Here is an 18,714-nt window from a genome sequence, read left to right on the forward strand (position 1 = left end):
TCATGATATATTTGCTCTAATGTAGTAAAACTCTAAACACAAAACCCAACACAAGATTAAAGAAAAAATCAAAGAAAAAACCAAAGGAAGCCCAAATGACAAGAGAACAAACCCTTAAGCAGAATCCAAACCTCAACACAAAATCAGTCCAAATCGTGCAAAAAATCCTTAGCAAAAACGACAAAAAAGCAATGCAGCTCAAAGAGCAATACGAAAAAGACAATGTGTATGTGGTAAATTTCATGTCCTCGCCCGGAAGTGGCAAAACGACTTTGCTTGAAGGGCTTGCGATGTGTGAGGACTTTAGATTTGCAGTGATTGAGGGTGATTTACAAACAGAGCGCGACGCAAAGCGTCTGCAAGAGAAAGGTATCAAAGCATATCAAATCATAACCGGGCAAGCCTGCCACCTTGAAGCAGAAATGATCGAAAAAGCGTATTTACACCTCAAACAAAAAGGCGATCTCAATGGCGCAGAATATGTGATAATCGAGAATGTCGGCAATCTTGTCTGCCCTGCGAGCTATAATTTGGGCGCGGATTTAAATATCGTGCTACTCTCAACGCCAGAAGGCGATGATAAAATCCTCAAATACCCGACAATGTTTTTGTGTGCTGATGCGCTTATTATTAGCAAAAGCGATTTGATTCAGCATTTTGAGTTTGATTTGAAGCGCATACAAGAGGATTTGCATAAGCTCAAAGCCAATGTTCCTATTTTTTTGGTGAGTAAGACAGACAAAAATAGCATTGAAAAAGTCAAAACTTTTATCCAAGATAAAAGAGCAAAAGGCTATCATTCTAATCATTCTTTTTGAGGAGTTTATATGTGTTTGGCTATTCCGTCAAAAGTTATCAGCATAGACAAAGACAAAAATACCGCGATAATTGAGACTTTGGGCGTGTGTCGAGAAGCTAGCCTTGATCTTATGCAAGAAGAGGTGGCAGTTGGCGAATATGTGCTCCTGCATATCGGATATATTATGAGCAAAATCGATACGCAATCAGCCCTAGAATCTATCGCGTTATATGAGCAAATCGTAGAAGATATGGAAGATGAATACATAGATGAGGAGTATAAATGATACGAGCATTAGTATTAAGCGGAATCTGTGGCGTTTTGGCATTATTTGCTGAAGGACTCAATGGCTATTATATCACACATATCGGTGATAGCGGGCGTCAAAGCATTGTTGAGTTTTTTGAAAAAAATGGAAAATTTTATGCGTATGGGTTCGCTAATGTCGATGGAAGCGGTCCCAAAAAAGACATAAACAACCAGAATCCAGCATTAAGAGAGCGGTTTGACAAAGGCGCGGTATTTGTATATGGACTCAAACAAACCAAAGCAGATGTCTTTAGTGGCGGTGAAGTGTATAACTATGATGATGGCAAAACCTACAGTCTCAAAATCACAAAAGAAAAAAACGGCAACCTTACCTTGCGTGCAAGTATCGACAAAATGGGAATGATGGGCAAAACGCTTGAGTGGATTCCGCTTACACAAGAGCAAATCAATCACTATCTACCAGAGAAGCCGGATTTTAATGTCGTGCTAGAATCATTAAAAAACGACATTCCAAAAGAATTCCAATAATCCAACACATAAAGTGCGCTTTGGGCTTGATTGTTTGATTAAGTTTATTTAATCGCATAATCACCAAATCGCGCAAACGCCCCCAAAAAAAAATAGAAAAATAGAAAAAGAAAGCCCAAAAAACAAACAACATAAAGAGATCACAAAAGCGATGAAACAACCAAATACTAATCTTAGCAACAACCTTAGCACCAATCTTTTACTCAATGGATTCCGCAACAAAGATGTAATCCTAGCACTCTCAAAGCAAATACACACTGCCTCAAAGCATTTAGCAGCCCCGCTTAAAATCATGGAGGTATGCGGAGGGCATACGCATACGCTTATGCGCTATGGGCTTTTGCCTTTGCTTCCGCCAAATGTCGAATTTATCCATGGACCGGGCTGTCCTGTGTGTATCATGCCAAAAGCTAGAATCAACCAAGCCTTTGACATTGCGATGCAAAAAGATGTGATTTTGATTACTTTAGGCGATATGCTCAAAGTCCCCGGAAGCAAAGGAAGCTTGCAAAATGCGCGATCACTTGGTGCTGATGTGCGGTTTGTGTATTCGCCAATGCAGATTCTAGAAATCGCCAAGCAGAATCCAGACAAAAAAATCGTGTATTTTGCGATAGGATTTGAGACGACTACGCCAATGAGTGCGGCAATCCTTAAGCATTGTATAGATCAAAACATCAAAAATGTGTTTTTTCATATCAATCATGTGCTTGTCCCGCCACCACTTGAAGCGATTCTATCAAGCAAAGACTGCCAGATAAACGCCCTTATCGCGCCCTCCCATGTGAGCGTGATCGCAGGCGCGAAAATCTATCAGCCAATTTTGCAAAAATATACCATTCCTATCGTTGTGTCCGGGTTTGAGCCTGTGGATATGATGCAAAGTATTTTGATGATTATAAATCAAGCGATCCACAATGACCCCAAGCTTGAAATCCAATATTCACGCGTGGTGAGCTTTGAGGGCAATACAAAAGCCCAAGAGATTGTAGAGCGATTTTTTGAGCCAAGCAATAGTTTTGAGTGGCGAGGATTAGGCGAGATACCGCGCTCTTCGTTACGTTTGAGAGATGAATTTAGTGCCTATGATGCGCAAAAAGTCTTTGCCAATGTATTAAGCCAAGAGAGTGTCAGCGATAATAAAGCCTGTCGCTGCGGCGATATTTTGCGCGGTATTTGTAAGCCATTTGACTGCAAAGTCTTTGGCAAATCCTGCACGCCCGAGCGTCCATTAGGAAGCTGTATGGTAAGCTCAGAAGGTGCTTGTGCGGCGTATTATAAATATGGATTCTCGTTTGCTCCACCTAACTCAAGCGCGACATCATAATCAAATCACGACATCACAACTTATAAAAAGCAAAAGCAGAATCTAACCCCAACCAGAATCCACCAGCCAAATCCGACCGCCCAAATCCACTTGCCAGAATCCGACCGCCACCCGCCAGAACACCTACCAACGCAAAAGCACAAAACGCAAAAAACTTGCCACAACACATCAAGATTTTAAAAGCTAGATTCTGCTAGAATGAATAAAACTTGATAATGTTATCAATCTTTTTGGCAAGAATCTTTTTGATAAGTATGTTTAAGATTTTGGCTTTAACCCCCAAAAGCCCCAAAAGCCAAAGTATAAATACACAAATAAAATGGAGTTGTAAATGAATAGTATCTTGGTTTTGCTGTATATAGGCGTTTTTGCTATATGTTTGCTAAGTCTTTTTGCTGTGATATATGCGAGCAAAAAGTATCACCTCTTTATTGATTCTAATCTCTCTTCAAAGCCACAACGATTTCACTCTACACCCACTGCTAGAGCCGGAGGGCTTGGGATAATGCTAGGAAGTATATTTGGGATCACAGCGATTTTGGGGCTTGATATGTATTGGTGGTTTTTTATGGTTGGGGGGTTTGTGATTTTTCTTAGCGGGTTTGCAGAAGATTGTGGCTATACACTAAGCCCCAAATTAAGACTTATATTGCAGTGTATCGGCGTGTGTATCGCACTAGTTGGTATGGATATTTGGATAAAGAGTTTGGGACTTGGGTTTGAGTTTAGCTATGTCATTGGGCTTATTTTTAGTGTGTTTGCAGTCGTAGGTGTGTGTAATGCGATAAACATCATTGATGGCTTCAATGGCTTAAGTGGCGGGATAGTGCTTATTGTATGTCTTTCGCTTCTTGTCGTTTCATTTCAAGCGGATATCTTAGAGATTTTTTATCTTACACTTATTTTTGGCTGTGCGACTTTGGGATTTTTGGTGCTTAATTTTCCTCGCGGAAGGATATTTTTGGGTGATGGCGGGGCGTATTTTTTGGGATTTGCATTCGGGGTTATATTTATCATTCTCACACAGACAAATAACTCAATCGTAAGCCCTTGGTATGGATTCTGCGTTATGGTGTATCCGATTTGGGAAGTGTTGTTTTCAATCGGACGCAAAAAATTATCCAATAAGCAAGCAATGCAACCTGATGGTTTGCATTTGCATATGCTTTTATACAAAAAACTCCGTAATAACCCGCTCACTTCGCTTATCATCGTTTGCGCAAATATACCCTTTGTCGCTTTGGCGACACTTTTTTATCCAAACACTTTCGTGCTTATCATCACTTCGCTTGTGTTTATTGTGGTGTATAGTTTGATTTATTTCCGACTTTTGAGATAGATTCCATAGAAAATAGATTTAAAAATCTCAAACATTTTAAGTTTGCTACAAACTTGCAAGGGGTATGATTTGACTTTGGATTTATAAATCTAGGAGTTTGTGTGCTTGTAGCGATTTATAGTGTTTTTGTGTTTATATTTTTGGGGTATTTTGCCAAAGTCATGAGAATGCTAGGCAATAGACAAGGCAATATTTTGCTTGGCTTTTTGCTAAATTTCTCACTGCCAGCAGCTATTTTTAATGGCGTATATCATTCAGAGATCACACTCTCGCTCATGCGCACATTTTTGGGTGCGTTTAGCTGTTCGCTTATTGGCGGGGTGTTGATTTTTCTAATCTCTTTTTATCTATGCAAATACCAAAAATCCCTTGCTGTAACAATGGCGTTTTTGGTTATGCTTCATAATACTTTGTTTTTGGGCGTGCCAATTGTTGGTGGTGCATTAGGAGAGGACGTCGCACACAAGGCTATTTTGTTTGATCAATTCTGCACTTCTATTCCGCTTGCAATCCTTACGCCACTTTTGATGAGCTTTTCGGGCAAGGGGGCTTTTACTATCCAAGCTGTGAGTATGAGGCTTTTTAGAAATCCATTATTTCTAGCGATGATTACAGGCTTTGTCCTCAAATCACTTCCATTTAGGATTCCAGATGAGCTTTTTGCGCCTATCAAGGCTTTGGCTATTTGTGCGACTCCTGTTGCGTTATTTGCCATTGGCGTGCAGTTAAGCTTTGCTGATGTGAAGCTTGAGTGGAAAAACTCGCTTTTTGTGCTTGCGTTTGGAATGGGCGTTGTGCCAGTGCTATATCTTAGCTCGCTATTGATTCTTGCGCATGGCTTTGGAAAAATCATAGATATAGATTCTCAAATGGTTTTAATCGAAATTGCTATGCCGCCGCTTATCAGCTCCACAGCGATTATTTTGCGTGCTGGGCTTAATCACAAGCTTGCGATTTCTACGATTGTGATAGGGATTTTTCTCTGTGGAGTTACCACGCCTCTTTGGATGGCTCTGAGTCGTTTATAAAGAAATTCTAGATTTTAAGATGAGTTTGCAAGGGTTTGCAAGGGTTTGATAGATTGTGAAGTTTTGAGCAAGGAGATAAGGCTAATCGCCTATCGACGAAGCGAAAAACAAATCTCCCGTAAAATCGCTTAAAAGCTAGAATTTAGATTCTCTGGAAACTAGATTAATGCAGTGCGACATTTAGCTCGATTGTGCGGTTGCTGCGGAAGGCTATCATGCGTCCGGTTTTAGAATCTTGGCGGAAGTGGATTCCATGTTTGCCTGAGAGCTCGCGCCCTTTGTATAGCTCGCTTGGGTTTATCACAAAGCCCGGATTTATCTCTGCGATTTTCTCAGCTTGTGCTTTTGAGATCTCAAAGATCGTGCCAGCAAGCACCGCGATCCCGCCATCGACTATGCAGCCATCGCCAAGACTTATGCCTGTGGAGCTATTCACGCCTAGCAGGCAGTTTTTGCCAATGCTGATTGGCTCGCTATTTCCGCCGCTAAGCACGCCTAGGATACTCGCACCCCCGCCTACATCGCTACCCTCGCCCACAATCACACTTGAGCTTATGCGCCCTTCATTCATACACGCGCCTAGCGCGCCTGCGTTGAAATTCACATAGCTAGCGCCGGGCATTTGCGTATAACCGCCCTTGCCTAGATACGCACCAAAGCGCGTTTTAGCAGAATCTAGCAGGCGGATATTATCATATTGCGGGATCACCTGCATAAGATAGCGCGGGAATTTATCCACAAAATCAATGCGCGGAAATTTATTTTTAAGCTTTAAGGCTATCTCATTTTTGCGCAAATATTCAAGCTCATAGGGCTTATTGCCGCTCCATGCGACATTGCTTAATAGCCCAAAGATTCCATCAAGCTGCAGACTTCTTAAAGGCGCCTTGCCCAAAGAGAGTGCCAAAAGCTTCATATATGCGCTCTCCACGCTCTCACACACAGAATCTGCATAAAGCACGCAGAATCGATATTTTGCCTCGCCTTTTTTGTTAGTGAGCTTGCCTTTTTTGGCGATTTTGGCAAGCTCTAGGAGCACTTGGATATTTTTATGCACACTCTCATCACTCAATGCTTCACTCAAAAATGGCTCAAAATGTCGCAATGCTTTATGGATAAATACCTCATTAATCGCATAAATCGCTTCATTTTGGCTTGATGAAATCACTTTGCATTCTTTTGCTACGTCGCAAAATACCGCATAACTTCCTAGATTCTCCTGCCAATTTAGCACAGGAAATGTCGCGCAAAGCACAGCATTACTGAGGTTTGCAAAATCTATACGCGCGATTCCAAACGCAAGGGGATTTTTGTAATTTTTTTGGTTTTGAAAATTCTCAACAAAAGCTTGAAACTGCTCACTCCGATCACTCATTTTTGACTCCTTTTGAAATATAAGGGCGTATTATACAATAAGTGTAGCAAGAAAAGTATAGTAAGAAATGCTTCTAGATTCTAACGCACTATGAAGACAAAGTGGTGAAATTATTAAGATATTGAGGATATTTTTAAGAAATTTTTCGTAATAATTACACTTTTATTTGCTAGCTCTTGATTCTTTAGATTTGGGTTTGATTGAAAGTAATTAAGGCTAGTATCCGCGCAAATCGCGCAAAAGATAAGGAAGCAAACAGAAAATGCAAAAGCACCAATAAACAGCAATCATAAAGGACACATCAAATGAATCAGATACAAACAAATAACCACACACAATCTCACACAATCAACACAAACCCACATCAAAACACCCAAAACACTTATCATGATTCAATCAATTCTCACACTACAATCTCTGCAACAACTTCTCAAAGAGCAGAATCTAATCCACTAGAGCTTAAGCAAATAGGCTTATATGAAAGTAGCTTTGAGCATGATGCCTGCGGGATTGGCGCGGTGGCAAGTATTAAGGGCGAGCGCTCTTATCAAGTCATAAGTAGCGCGCTTAATATCCTTATGCAGCTAGAGCATCGCGGTGGTGCGGGTGCTGAGGATAATACAGGCGATGGCGCGGGGATTCTTATCCAAATCCCGCATGAGTTTTTTAAAACCCAAGATCTAGGCTTTGAGCTGGGCGAAGAGGGCGATTACGCCATAGCACAGGTGTTTCTCTCGCCTAATGCAGAGAGCAAGCAAAAGGGCAAGGAGATCTTTTTACAAGTCTTACAAGAGCAAGGGCTAGAGTTTTTAGGACTTCGCGCAGTGCCTATAAACCCAAGCGACATTGGACCCACCGCGCGCAATGCAATGCCCTTTTTCTTGCAAATCTTTGTGAGGCGCCCGCAAACTCTCGCGCGAGGGCTGGACTTTGAGCGCAAGCTCTATGTCGCAAGGCGCATAATTGAGAAGCGCGCAGCAGATGTGCCAAAATTTTATATCTGCTCCTTTTCCTCGCGCACGATAGTCTATAAGGGCATGCTTCTTTCCACGCAGCTAAGCGACTTCTATCTTGACTTTAAAGATGTGAATCTTAAAAGTGCCATTGCGCTGGTGCATTCGCGCTTTTCTACTAATACCTTTCCAAGCTGGGAGCGCGCACACCCAAACCGCTATATGGTGCATAATGGCGAGATAAACACAATTAAGGGCAATGTCGATGGGATCACCGCGCGCGAAGGGCTGTGTGAGAGTGAATATTTTGAGGACTTAAGCCAAGTTTTCCCAATTATCGCTAAGCCTAGCTCAGATTCTGCGATGTTTGATAATACGCTAGAGTTTTTAAGCCTCAATGGGCGCTCGTTAGAGGAAGCATTTATGATGATGATCCCAGAGCCTTGGAGTAAAAACCACAATATGGAACCTAAGCGTCGCGCGTTTTATGAATACCATTCCACGCTCATGGAGCCATGGGACGGACCAGCGTCGATTATCTTCACTGATGGCGTGATAATGGGCGCAAGCCTTGATAGGAATGGCTTTCGCCCAAGTCGTTACTACCTCACAAAAGATAATCTGCTAATTCTAGCCAGCGAAACAGGCGCACTGAAAATCGATGAAAGTAATATTTTAGCCAAAAAGCGCCTGGAGCCAGGCAAAATCCTGCTTGTGGATACTGCGCGCGGGCGCTTGGTGAGCGATAGCGAGCTAAAAGAGCAATACGCTAACGCAAGGCCTTACACAAAATGGCTGCAAAATCTCATCAAGCTTGAAAAGCTAGATTCTAAAGGCTATAAGGAGCGCTTTTTAGAATCTAGCGAGGTTTTACGCTTACAAAAAGCCTTTGGCTGGAGCTATGATGAGCTGAGCTCTAGCGTGCTTACAATGGCGCAAAATGGCAAGGAATCCTTGGCTGCGATGGGGATAGATACGCCACTAGCGGTGCTTGATGACAAGCCTCAGAATCTCTTTAGCTATTTTAAGCAGCTCTTTGCGCAAGTGACTAATCCGCCGCTTGATGCGATCCGCGAAGAGATCGTGACAAGTCAGAGAATCTACCTCGGGCGCGAGGGGAATTTGCTAAAGCCAAGTGAGCAAAACTGCAAGCGCGTAAAGCTCTCCCAGCCAATCATCAGCAATGAGGAACTCTATAAGATTGAAAATCTCAAAGGCTTTAAGGTCGCGCGCTTAAGCCTTACCTACAAATACAAAGAGCAGAGTTTAGAATCTGCGCTTGAGGCGCTTTTCACCCAAGCGCTTGAGAAAATAGAATCTGGCAGCTCGATTTTAATCCTTAGCGATCGGGGCATTGATGAGCACACTTGCGCTATTCCCTCACTCCTGGCTGTTTCAGGGCTGCATAATTTCCTTGTGCGTAGGAATTTCCGCACGCATGCAAGTTTGGTTATAGAATCTGCTGAGCCGCGCGAGATCCACCACCTCGCCTGCTTGCTAGGCTATGGCGCAACCGCGATAAACCCCTATCTTGTGTATGAAAGCCTGAATGTGCTGATTGCTAAAAATGATCTTAAGCTCACCTATGCGCAGGCGGTGCAAAACTATATCCACGCCGCAATGGGCGGGATCGTCAAAATCGCCTCAAAAATGGGAATCTCCACGATGCAGAGCTATAACGGCGCGCAGATTTTTGAAGCCCTAGGTATAGAATCTGGCGTGATTGAGAAGTATTTTACTTCCACGCCAAGTAAGATTGAGGGCATTACCTTAGAGGATATACAAAGTGATTACCTGCGTGTGCATAAGGCTGCCTTTGCCTCAAACACAAATGCGCTAGAATCTAAGGGCTTGCACGCCTGGCGCGCGGAGGGTGAGGAGCATTTGCTCGATCCTATGGTGATTTTTAAGCTCCAAGAATCCTGCAGGCGCGGGGATTATGAGCTCTTTAAAGAATACACTAGCCTTGTAGATTCTAAGCTTGTGAGCCTGCGCGACTGCCTAGAGTTTGACTTTAGTGAGGCGATAAGCATTAATGAAGTGGAGAGTGTAGATTCTATCGTGAAGCGCTTTAAAAGCGGGGCAATGAGCTATGGGAGTATCTCACAAGAGGTGCATGAGTGCCTAGCGATCGCCATGAATCGCCTGCATGCTAAGAGTAACAGCGGTGAAGGCGGCGAAAACGCTGAGCGCTACAAACTTGCGCCAAATGGCGATAACAAATCAAGCGCGATTAAGCAAGTGGCTAGTGGGCGCTTCGGCGTGGATATAGAATATCTTGTGAATGCCAAAGAGCTGCAAATAAAAGTCGCTCAAGGCGCAAAACCGGGCGAAGGCGGGCAGTTGCCGGGCTTTAAAGTCTATCCGTGGGTAGCAAAAGCGCGACATTCCACACCCGGCGTTACGCTCATTTCACCGCCACCACACCATGATATTTATTCAATCGAAGATTTAGCACAGCTCATTTATGACCTTAAAAACGCCAACACAGCGGCGAGTATTTCTGTCAAGCTCGTGAGTGAGGCTGGCATTGGCACCGTGGCTGCGGGCGTGGCAAAGGCTGGCGCGAATATTATCCTTGTATCTGGCTATGATGGTGGTACAGGGGCGAGCCCACGCACAAGTATTGCAAACGCTGGGCTTCCATGGGAGCTAGGACTAGCTGAGACACATCAGACACTAATCTTAAACCGCCTGCGCGATCGCGTGCGCCTTGAGACTGATGGCAAGCTTTTAAGCGGGCGCGATCTGGCGGTAGCTACCTTGCTAGGGGCTGAAGAGTTTGGTTTTGCCACAGCGCCACTTATGGTGCTAGGCTGCACGATGATGCGCGTGTGCCACCTTAATACCTGCCCTTTTGGGATCGCAACGCAAGATGAGACCTTGCGCGATAGATTCAAAGGTAAGCCCGAATATGTGATGAATTTCATGCGCTTCATCGCTCAAGAGCTGCGCGAATATATGGCAAAGCTGGGATTTCGCAGTGTAGATGAGATGGTAGGGCGCGTGGATAAGCTCCGCCAAAAACGCCTGCCGGGCAAGGCTGGCAAAATAAACCTTGATCGTATGATAAAAGATCTAAGCACCTATAATAAGAGCGCGGTGCATTGCACGGGCTTTAAGGGTGCTAACCTTGATCGCACCATAGATTCTAAAATCCTGTTGCCACTGTGTAAGAATGCAATTAAGAAGGGCAGGAATATTAAGCTTTCACTTGAAGTGAGTAACCTCTCGCGCACCTTTGCTACGATCCTTTCAAGCGAAGTAACCAAAATCTATGGCGCGCAGGGGCTAAGAGAGGATTCTATCCAAATCACGGCTATTGGCAGCGCGGGCAATAGCTTTGGCGCGTTTCTCAACCACGGCATCACGCTTGAAATCATAGGTGATAGCAACGACTACTTAGGCAAGGGCTTAAGCGGTGGGAAGATCATCGCTAAGACTTCGCCGCATTTTAGCGCGAGCGCAGAGGAGAACATCATTGTAGGTAATGCCTGCCTCTATGGCGCGAGTGCGGGGGAAGTGTATCTTGATGGGATCGCGGGCGAGCGCTTTTGCGTGCGTAACTCTGGCGTGAGCGCGGTGGTGCTAGGTATGGGCGTGCATGGCTGTGAGTATATGACAGGCGGGCGCGTGCTTGTGCTAGGCGATGTGGGTGAGAACTTCGCCGCGGGCATGAGCGGGGGCTATGTGTATATTTTGGGGCAGCACAATATCCCGCGCGTAAATAGCGAGCTAGTGGATATCCGCGCGCTAGATGAAAGCGATGAGCGCGAGATAAAGCAGTGGCTAGAGCGCCACATCACCTATACAGAATCTAATAAGGCAAAGCAGGTGCTTAAATACTTTGATAAAAACGACTTTTTCAAGGTCCTACCTCGCGACTATGAGCGCGCGCTCAAAGCCCTTGAAGCGTGCAAAAATAAAGAGAATCCAGAGCTCGCAGCGTTTTTGGAGATAGCAAAGGGGTAGATGTGGTAGCAATCAGCAAGTTTTTTACCCCAACTTTTGAGAGCAAAGATTCTCTTTTTGACCTTTATCAAGGCGACTGTAATGATTTTTTGCCAAGATTTAAGGGGCAGTTTGACTTACTCTTTGCCGATCCTCCTTATTTTCTCTCAAATGATGGCTTAAGTATCCAAAGTGGAAAAATCGTAAGTGTAAATAAAGGTGAGTGATGACAGCACCGATTCAAAAACAAAAAGCATATCTCAACAAAATAGAATCCATCAACTTAGGCAGTTTTTATACACCCTTATTTGTCGTAGAAATTGCCCGCAAAATGCTGTCAGATTTTTTACAAAAGACAAAACAAAATCCAAAAGACTTCATCTTGCTTGATAGCTCTTGTGGCTATGGTAGCTTTTTGCAATCAAGAGATTCAGTGGATTTTCAAAAAGTCATTGGGGCTGATATTGATAAAGAAGCCTTAAATGTGGCGCGTGAAAATCTTAAAGAAACTGCCACTTTGTTACTACATAAAAACGCGCTACAAGAAGCCTCTAGGTGGCATTTTGGCATTACAGAATCTAGCAAGCTTATTATCATCGGTAATCCGCCCTATAATGATAAAACTTCCATCGTGCAAAGGCATTTGAAAGATAAAAGTTGTAGTGTAGATTCTGCTTTAAAAGCGCGTGATATTGGCATTAGCTTTTTGCGCTCTTATGCAATGCTAGGGGCTCATTATATTTGCGTGCTGCACCCGCTTTCTTACTTAATTAAAGAATCTAATTTTAAAGCCCTTAAAAGCTTTGCTAGCAATTATCGCCTTTTAGATTCTCTTGTGATTAGTTCGCAGATTTTCTGTCCTAAGTCTAGTGGATATTTTCCCATTCTTATCGCGCTTTATGCAAAAAATCAAGCAGGAATGGATTATCATTTTATCCAAAACTACACCTTTAAAACCTTAGAAAAAAGGCAATTTTGCTTGAAGGATTATGATTTTATCGCAAAATATGTTGATAAATATCCCAAAAAAAGCATAAAAGATTCTCTAATCTCAAGTCAAAAAGTCGCGATGTTTTATACATTGCGCGATATTAATGCGCTTAAGCGAAGCCGCACTTTTTTAGAAAAGCCAAATGCAAATACGATTTATGTAAGCCAAGAAAAATATAGCCTGTATTGCTATATTGATGTATTTAAACAAATGCTTGCGCATATCCCTTATTATTTTGGCAACTGTGATGTTTTTATTGATTATGAAAAATTTAAGCCTTTGGAATCATATTTTGTAGAATCTAGTCAAAATAAGATTCCAAGTCCAGCTATAAAGCAGTATTTTAAAGAGCTTTTGGGGGAGCATTATGAAGATTGACAAAATCGAGCAAGATAAAATTTTTATCCAAATTCCGCTAACCACACAAAGCGGTAAAATAAGAGTGAAAGAGCACAATAGCTTTTATGAATATGGACCTCCTACTTTGATTTTAGATTCTAAACATAAAAATTTTATCTTAGAATGCTTTAAAATCTTTGGAGTCTTAAGCCCAAATCACAATCATGATACAAGGGATTTTAAAAGTTATCACATCACAAAGGAGCAATAATGGGTAACCCACGAGGATTTTTAGACTTTGAGAGAGTTGAGGGCAGTGCGCTAGAGCCAGAGCAGCGGCTAAAAAATTACAAAGAGTTTTACAGCCTGCCAAGCAAAGAGGAGCAGGAGCGTCAAGGCGGGCGCTGTATGAATTGCGGCGTGGCGTTTTGCCACACGGGTATCATCGCGCGCAAAAGCACACCAGTAAGCCTAAAAAGCGCGCTTGGCGTCATTTCCTGCGCTGAGGAGAAGCCAAGCCCCATAAGTGGCGGCGATGTGGGCTGCCCTCTGCATAATCTCATCCCCGAGTGGAACGACCTCATTTATCGCGGGCTGTGGAGCGAGGCATACGATAGACTGAGCCTTACTAATCCCTTCCCAGACTTCACAGGCAAGGTTTGCCCCGCACCCTGTGAGGATTCCTGCGTGTGCGCGATCAATGGAGAATCTGTAACGATCAAGAACAACGAGCTTGCCATCGTTGAGAATGCCTTTAAAAGCGGGCTAGTTAAGCCATTTATCCCAAAGAAGCGTAGTGGCAAAAAGATAGCGATCATTGGCAGCGGACCTGCGGGGCTTGCGTGTGCATGGGAGCTCAATGCACGCGGGCATAAAGTCGTAGTGTATGAGCGCAACGATCGTGCCGGCGGGCTTTTGATGTATGGTATCCCAGATATGAAGCTTGATAAGTCCCTTGTGCAACGGCGGTTGGACATTCTTGCGCGCAGTGAGATTGAATTTAAGACAGGCTATGCGGTGGATTCTAAAAAGAAAGCGGAGGAGATTCTCAAAAGCTATGATGTGCTCGTGCTCGCCACGGGTGCTAGCAAGCCTATTGATCTGCAGATTGAGGGTAGGCAGAGCGAGGGCGTGATGTTTGCGCTTGACTTTCTTACGGCAAGCACAAAGAGCCTGCTAGATTCTGGCAAGGGCGCGCAGATCGCTAAGGGTAAAGATGTGCTGATTATTGGTAGTGGCGATACGAGCGTAGATTGCGTCGCAGTGGCGTTGCGTCAGGGTGCAAAGTCTATTACGCGCTTTGAGCGCTCGCCCAAACGCCCGCAGTCGCGCCCACTCAGCAATCCGTGGCCTCTAAAAAAGCAGACTTTCAGCACGGATTACGGGCTCAAAGAGGCTATAGCGCACTTTGGCAAGGATGTGCGTGAGTATCAAAAGCTCACCAAAGCCTTTGTGAGCAAAAACGGCAAGGTGTGCGGTGCTTTGGCTTGCGAGCTAGAATGGCGCGTGGTAAGTGAGGGCGCAGAGTCTAGGCGTATAAGCAGCGAGGTTAGTGGCTCACAGAAAGAATACAAGGCGGATTTGGTGCTTTTGGCTATGGGCTTTAGCGGTGCGGAGGATGCGCTGGCAGGGAGCTTTGGCATTGAGCTAGATGGGCGCACAAACATTAAAACGCACAACTATCGCGCAAGCAGGGCGAAAGTCTATGCCTGCGGAGATGCGAGAATGGGGCAAAGCCTCGTAGTATGGGCGATAAAAGACGCAATAGAGTGCGCCAAAGCAATAGATAAAGATTTATGCCAAGAGCATAAATCTTAAACTCATGATTAGGTAGTGGTTTGGTTGCGCTAATATAAGAATGATAGTAATCACTTTAAAGTGGTTTCATAGCTATACAAATTAAGCATAATTGCATTTAAAAGCGTGAGTTGTTTATTTTTATGGCATAAATATTTATTGCGAAAAGTTCGATATTTAGGATTGAGGTTATGGGTCAAAGCGATGGCAAAATGCTTCAAAGATTGTTTTGTTTAGTGCTGTATTTTGCGACAAATTTATGGGGATTTAAAGATATTTCAAAACTTTAAACTCATACAAATTATAAGCATTCGTCCAAAAGATAGCACATATTATATTCTTGCTTGTTTTGGCACATTGCTTTATTTAAGCGCGCTTAATTTATTGCCATTTGATTTGTATCATTTGCGCCCTTTTATGCAAGGTGCTATCGTGGCTCTTGTGGTGTTTGTAGTGTATGAATGCGCTATATTTGGCTTTTTGGCGCAGAATCTTAGCTTTTATGAATTTATCATTTGTCCGTATTTGTGGCTTTATAGTGTGGGCAAAAGTATATACCAAATCCTAAAAAGCGCATATAATGGCGTGTGGCTTATGATGAAATCCTAATACAATCATCATGCAAAAAGTTATAAAAAAGTCTCAAAAAATCTACAATCTATATTTAAGAGTTTTTGGCTACAATACTTACTTTACAAACTTGAGATGAAGGATTGGTATGGCGATTGATGAGAATAGAAAAAAGGCTATTGAGCTCGCACTCAAGCAGATTGATAAGGCTTTTGGCAAAGGAGCATTAGTTAGACTTGGCGATAAGCAAGTCGAAAAGATAGATTCTATCGCGACAGGCTCACTTGGGCTTGATATGGCACTTGGTATTGGTGGTGTGCCAAAGGGCAGAATTATTGAGATCTATGGACCAGAATCTAGTGGTAAAACTACGCTTTCATTGCAGATTGTCGCAGAATGCCAAAGAAATGGCGGGATAGCAGCATTTATCGATGCAGAGCACGCGCTTGATGTGTATTATGCGAAGAGATTGGGCGTGGATACAGAAAATCTCCTTGTATCTCAGCCTGATAATGGTGAGCAAGCACTTGAGATTTTAGAGACGCTTACAAGAAGTGGAGCGGTGGATTTAGTCGTGATAGATTCTGTGGCAGCCCTCACGCCAAAGGCAGAAATCGATGGTGATATGGGAGATCAGCATGTAGGGCTTCAAGCACGCCTTATGAGCCACGCGTTACGCAAGATCACAGGCGCACTTCATAAGATGAATACGACATTGATATTTATTAATCAAATTCGTATGAAAATCGGTATGATGGGCTATGGTAGCCCAGAGACTACAACAGGAGGAAATGCGCTTAAATTTTATGCAAGCGTGCGTATCGATATAAGACGTATCGCCTCACTCAAGCAAAACGAGCAGCACATCGGCAATCGCGTCAAAGCAAAAGTCGTCAAAAACAAAGTCGCTCCGCCATTCCGCGAAGCAGAATTTGACATTATGTTTGGCGAGGGGATAAGCAAAGAGGGCGAGATTATTGATTATGGGATCAAGCTTGATATTATCGATAAAAGTGGCGCGTGGATTAGCTACAAAGATAAAAAACTCGGGCAAGGCAGAGAGAATGCAAAGATTTTCTTGAAAGAAAATAAAGCAATAGCTGATGAAATCACAGCCAAAATCAAAGAGCAAATCGGTGTGAGTGATGAGATTATGCCACTTCCAGATGAGCCAAACGAGCAAGAATAGCTACAAAACAACCAAACAACACAAGGAGCAAAACATGATTTATATAGATAATGTCTATGCGCAAGAAGTGCTAGATTCTCGAGGGAATCCAACAATCAAAGCGACAATTGTATTAAGCGATGGTGTAGTAGAATCTGCAATCGTGCCAAGTGGCGCGAGTACAGGTAAGCGAGAAGCGCTTGAGTTACGTGATGGCGACAAAAAGCGATTTTTGGGCAAAGGCGTGCTAAAAGCATGCGAAAATGTCGATACGATCATCTCTGATGCGCTGATTGGCGCGAGTCCTTATGATCAGGGCTTGATTGATTCATTGCTTAAAAATCTTGATGGGACGCATAATTATGGCAATCTCGGCGCAAATGCTACGCTTGGAGTTTCTATGGCTGTGGCAAGGGCGGCTGCGACAAGCTTAAATATTCCATTGTATCGCTATCTTGGCGGGAGCAATGCTTTGACTTTGCCTGTGCCGATGCTTAATATCATAAATGGTGGAAGCCATGCTGATAACACTGTGGATTTTCAAGAATATATGATTATGCCAATTGGGTTTGATAGCTTTCATGAGACGTTGCGAGCGAGTGCAGAAGTGTATCAGCACCTCAAAAAAATCCTCAAAGACACCAATCACATCACAAGCATTGGCGATGAGGGTGGATTTGCGCCAAATCTCAAAAACAATGCCGAGCCAATCGAGATTATTTTAAAGGCTATCGAGCAGGCAGGATACAAACCCGGTGAAGAGATTGCGATCGCTTTAGATGTAGCAAGTAGCGAGCTTGTCGATGAGAAAGGATTGTATCATTTAGCAGGAGAGAATCGCACACTAGATTCTGCGCAATTAGTTGAGTATTATGAGCAATTATGCGCGAAATATCCTATCGTCTCGATTGAAGATGGATTGAGTGAAGATGATTGGGAAGGGTGGAAGATTTTAACCCAAAAGCTTGGCAGTAAAATCCAGCTTGTGGGCGATGATTTGTTTGTTACAAATCATGAGATTTTAGCGCATGGGATAGAGCAAAATATCGCAAATGCAATTCTCATCAAGCCAAATCAAATCGGCTCTGTAAGCGAGACTATGCAGACTGTGCGCCTAGCACAGCGCAATGCGTATAAATGTATCATGAGTCATCGTAGCGGAGAGAGCGAAGATAGCTTTATAGCCGACTTTGCCATAGCACTTAATACAGGTGAGATAAAAACCGGCTCCACAGCTAGAAGTGAACGTATGAGTAAATACAATCGCTTGCTTCAAATCGAAAAAGAAATCGCTAATCCATATTATTTAGGCAAAGAGCTATTTAAACAATGACGCAATTTATAAAATCCTTATTGAATCAGAATCTATGGTATTGGATTTATACAAAGCGCATTTTTATTGTCGGATTTATAGGGGTTGTAGGATTTGGAATCTATATTGGGTTTTTGCTTTTTGGAGAAAATTCACTTGAAGTGCTTTTAAATAATATCTCGCTCAAAAACGAGCTTTTGCGCGAGGTGAATGATTTGCAAGCCCAAAATGCAAAATTACAAAAAGATTTATTTGAGCTTAAAGGGCTAGAGCCATGAAGAGTATAGATATTGTAAAAATAATGCGATCATTGCTTGTTTTGGGGGCGAGTGTTGGGGTGATTATCGGAATGATCGTTGGCATAGGCTATGGGAGAGATAATCCTTTTGAGCCGATGATTAAGCCTCAAGAAGACAACATCGCATCAAATAAAGCCAAAGATTATTTTATGGATTTTGACTTCAAGCTCCCAAGCACAGCCAGAATCTTAAAAGAGATCACTATCACTTACCAAAACATCGATGGCTCCATACAGACACAAACATTTCCTATCGATAAAAGTATCGATTGGCATTATCCGCTTTTGCTTACGCAAAAAAGCGCAATAATCAGCGAGGATACGCAATATTTTGTGATAAAGCCTTTTGAGTTTTATACACAAGGAAGCAAGCTCTATTTGCATACTACGCAAGATATTGTCCGATCATTTATCCTGCCTACGCCATATCGTATCGTGCTTGATGTCAAGCGCACAGACAAGGAGGTAAGCGGTTTTGTGGATATTGGGCGTAAATATTTCTCCAAAGTTTCTGTGGGGACGCATAAGGATTTTTATCGTTTTGTGATTACGCTTGATGGGCAATACACTTACAGCATCAATAAAGATGATGAATACTACATTATTTCCGTGCAGTGAGCTTTTTCTAAGCCAAAGGCGGTTGCCTTTTTGTCAAGTGAGAAATGGTGC

16 protein-coding genes and 1 pseudogene are annotated in these 18,714 nt (G+C 43.1%); 16 read left to right on the forward strand and 1 reads right to left on the reverse strand.

All coding sequences use genetic code 11. The annotated features are described in order from the left end of the window. Positions 1 to 95 precede the first annotated feature (95 nt). The 6 genes from hypB (at position 96) to DY109_RS03530 (ending at position 5,291) form a co-directional block, all read left to right on the forward strand. Positions 96 to 818, forward strand: a complete 723-nt coding sequence (gene hypB, locus DY109_RS03505; protein WP_023949216.1) for a hydrogenase nickel incorporation protein HypB — start codon at positions 96 to 98, stop codon at positions 816 to 818. A gap of 9 nt (positions 819 to 827) precedes the next feature. Then, complete coding sequence (locus DY109_RS03510) at positions 828 to 1,085, forward strand: HypC/HybG/HupF family hydrogenase formation chaperone (RefSeq protein ID WP_023949215.1); 258 nt, start codon at positions 828 to 830, stop codon at positions 1,083 to 1,085. Further along, positions 1,082 to 1,597 carry a DUF2147 domain-containing protein gene (locus DY109_RS03515; RefSeq protein WP_023949214.1) on the forward strand — a complete coding sequence of 172 codons (516 nt, stop codon included), beginning with the start codon at positions 1,082 to 1,084 and terminating at the stop codon, positions 1,595 to 1,597. Before DY109_RS03510 ends, DY109_RS03515 begins: the two co-directional genes overlap by 4 nt. Positions 1,598 to 1,748: 151 nt before the next feature. Continuing rightward, on the forward strand, positions 1,749 to 2,924 hold the full coding sequence (gene hypD, locus DY109_RS03520) for a hydrogenase formation protein HypD (protein WP_023949213.1): 1,176 nt from the start codon (positions 1,749 to 1,751) through the stop codon (positions 2,922 to 2,924). 331 nt (positions 2,925 to 3,255) lie between these two features. Beyond that, positions 3,256 to 4,263, forward strand: coding sequence for a glycosyltransferase family 4 protein (locus DY109_RS03525; protein ID WP_023949212.1), 1,008 nt, complete (start codon positions 3,256 to 3,258; stop codon positions 4,261 to 4,263). A gap of 101 nt (positions 4,264 to 4,364) precedes the next feature. Beyond that, positions 4,365 to 5,291 carry an AEC family transporter gene (locus DY109_RS03530; protein WP_023949211.1) on the forward strand — a complete coding sequence of 309 codons (927 nt, stop codon included), beginning with the start codon at positions 4,365 to 4,367 and terminating at the stop codon, positions 5,289 to 5,291. Between the two features lie 163 nt (positions 5,292 to 5,454). Here DY109_RS03530 and DY109_RS03535 read toward each other — a convergent pair whose 3' ends face one another. Next, positions 5,455 to 6,666, reverse strand: coding sequence for a 2,3,4,5-tetrahydropyridine-2,6-carboxylate N-succinyltransferase (locus DY109_RS03535; RefSeq protein ID WP_023949209.1), 1,212 nt, complete (start codon positions 6,664 to 6,666; stop codon positions 5,455 to 5,457). A gap of 305 nt (positions 6,667 to 6,971) precedes the next feature. Here DY109_RS03535 and gltB point away from each other — a divergent pair, with 305 nt between their 5' ends. The 10 genes and pseudogenes from gltB to DY109_RS03585 all read left to right on the forward strand — a co-directional run bounded on the left by gltB (position 6,972) and on the right by DY109_RS03585 (position 18,663). Then, positions 6,972 to 11,591 carry a glutamate synthase large subunit gene (gltB, locus tag DY109_RS03540; protein WP_023949207.1) on the forward strand — a complete coding sequence of 1,540 codons (4,620 nt, stop codon included), beginning with the start codon at positions 6,972 to 6,974 and terminating at the stop codon, positions 11,589 to 11,591. 2 nt (positions 11,592 to 11,593) lie between these two features. Further along, positions 11,594 to 11,794, forward strand: a pseudogene (locus tag DY109_RS03545) (DNA modification methylase); the annotation flags it as partial. A 2-nt stretch (positions 11,795 to 11,796) separates the two neighbouring features. Further along, entirely contained in the window at positions 11,797 to 12,939 is a 1,143-nt protein-coding gene (locus DY109_RS03550; RefSeq protein ID WP_023949202.1) for an N-6 DNA methylase, read from the forward strand. Beyond that, entirely contained in the window at positions 12,929 to 13,171 is a 243-nt protein-coding gene (locus DY109_RS03555) for a R.Pab1 family restriction endonuclease (protein WP_023949200.1), read from the forward strand. Before DY109_RS03550 ends, DY109_RS03555 begins: the two co-directional genes overlap by 11 nt. Then, entirely contained in the window at positions 13,171 to 14,718 is a 1,548-nt protein-coding gene (locus DY109_RS03560; protein ID WP_023949198.1) for a glutamate synthase subunit beta, read from the forward strand. Before DY109_RS03555 ends, DY109_RS03560 begins: the two co-directional genes overlap by 1 nt. A 225-nt stretch (positions 14,719 to 14,943) precedes the next feature. After that, positions 14,944 to 15,306 carry a hypothetical protein gene (locus tag DY109_RS03565; protein WP_023949195.1) on the forward strand — a complete coding sequence of 121 codons (363 nt, stop codon included), beginning with the start codon at positions 14,944 to 14,946 and terminating at the stop codon, positions 15,304 to 15,306. Between the two features lie 109 nt (positions 15,307 to 15,415). Beyond that, positions 15,416 to 16,456 (forward strand): recombinase RecA, encoded by a 1,041-nt coding sequence (recA, locus tag DY109_RS03570; protein ID WP_023949193.1) that lies wholly within the window; start codon positions 15,416 to 15,418, stop codon positions 16,454 to 16,456. Positions 16,457 to 16,490: 34 nt separating this feature from the next. After that, a complete protein-coding gene (gene eno, locus DY109_RS03575; RefSeq protein WP_023949191.1) occupies positions 16,491 to 17,768 on the forward strand; it encodes a phosphopyruvate hydratase in 1,278 nt (425 codons plus the stop codon). After that, positions 17,765 to 18,025, forward strand: coding sequence for a hypothetical protein (locus DY109_RS03580; protein WP_023949190.1), 261 nt, complete (start codon positions 17,765 to 17,767; stop codon positions 18,023 to 18,025). The genes eno and DY109_RS03580 overlap by 4 nt, the downstream gene beginning before the upstream one ends. Next, positions 18,022 to 18,663, forward strand: coding sequence for an AMIN domain-containing protein (locus DY109_RS03585; RefSeq protein WP_023949189.1), 642 nt, complete (start codon positions 18,022 to 18,024; stop codon positions 18,661 to 18,663). Before DY109_RS03580 ends, DY109_RS03585 begins: the two co-directional genes overlap by 4 nt. The last annotated feature ends 51 nt before the right edge of the window (positions 18,664 to 18,714 follow it).

The organism is Helicobacter fennelliae (assembly GCF_900451005.1).
In the GTDB taxonomy this organism is placed as follows: domain Bacteria; phylum Campylobacterota; class Campylobacteria; order Campylobacterales; family Helicobacteraceae; genus Helicobacter_B; species Helicobacter_B fennelliae.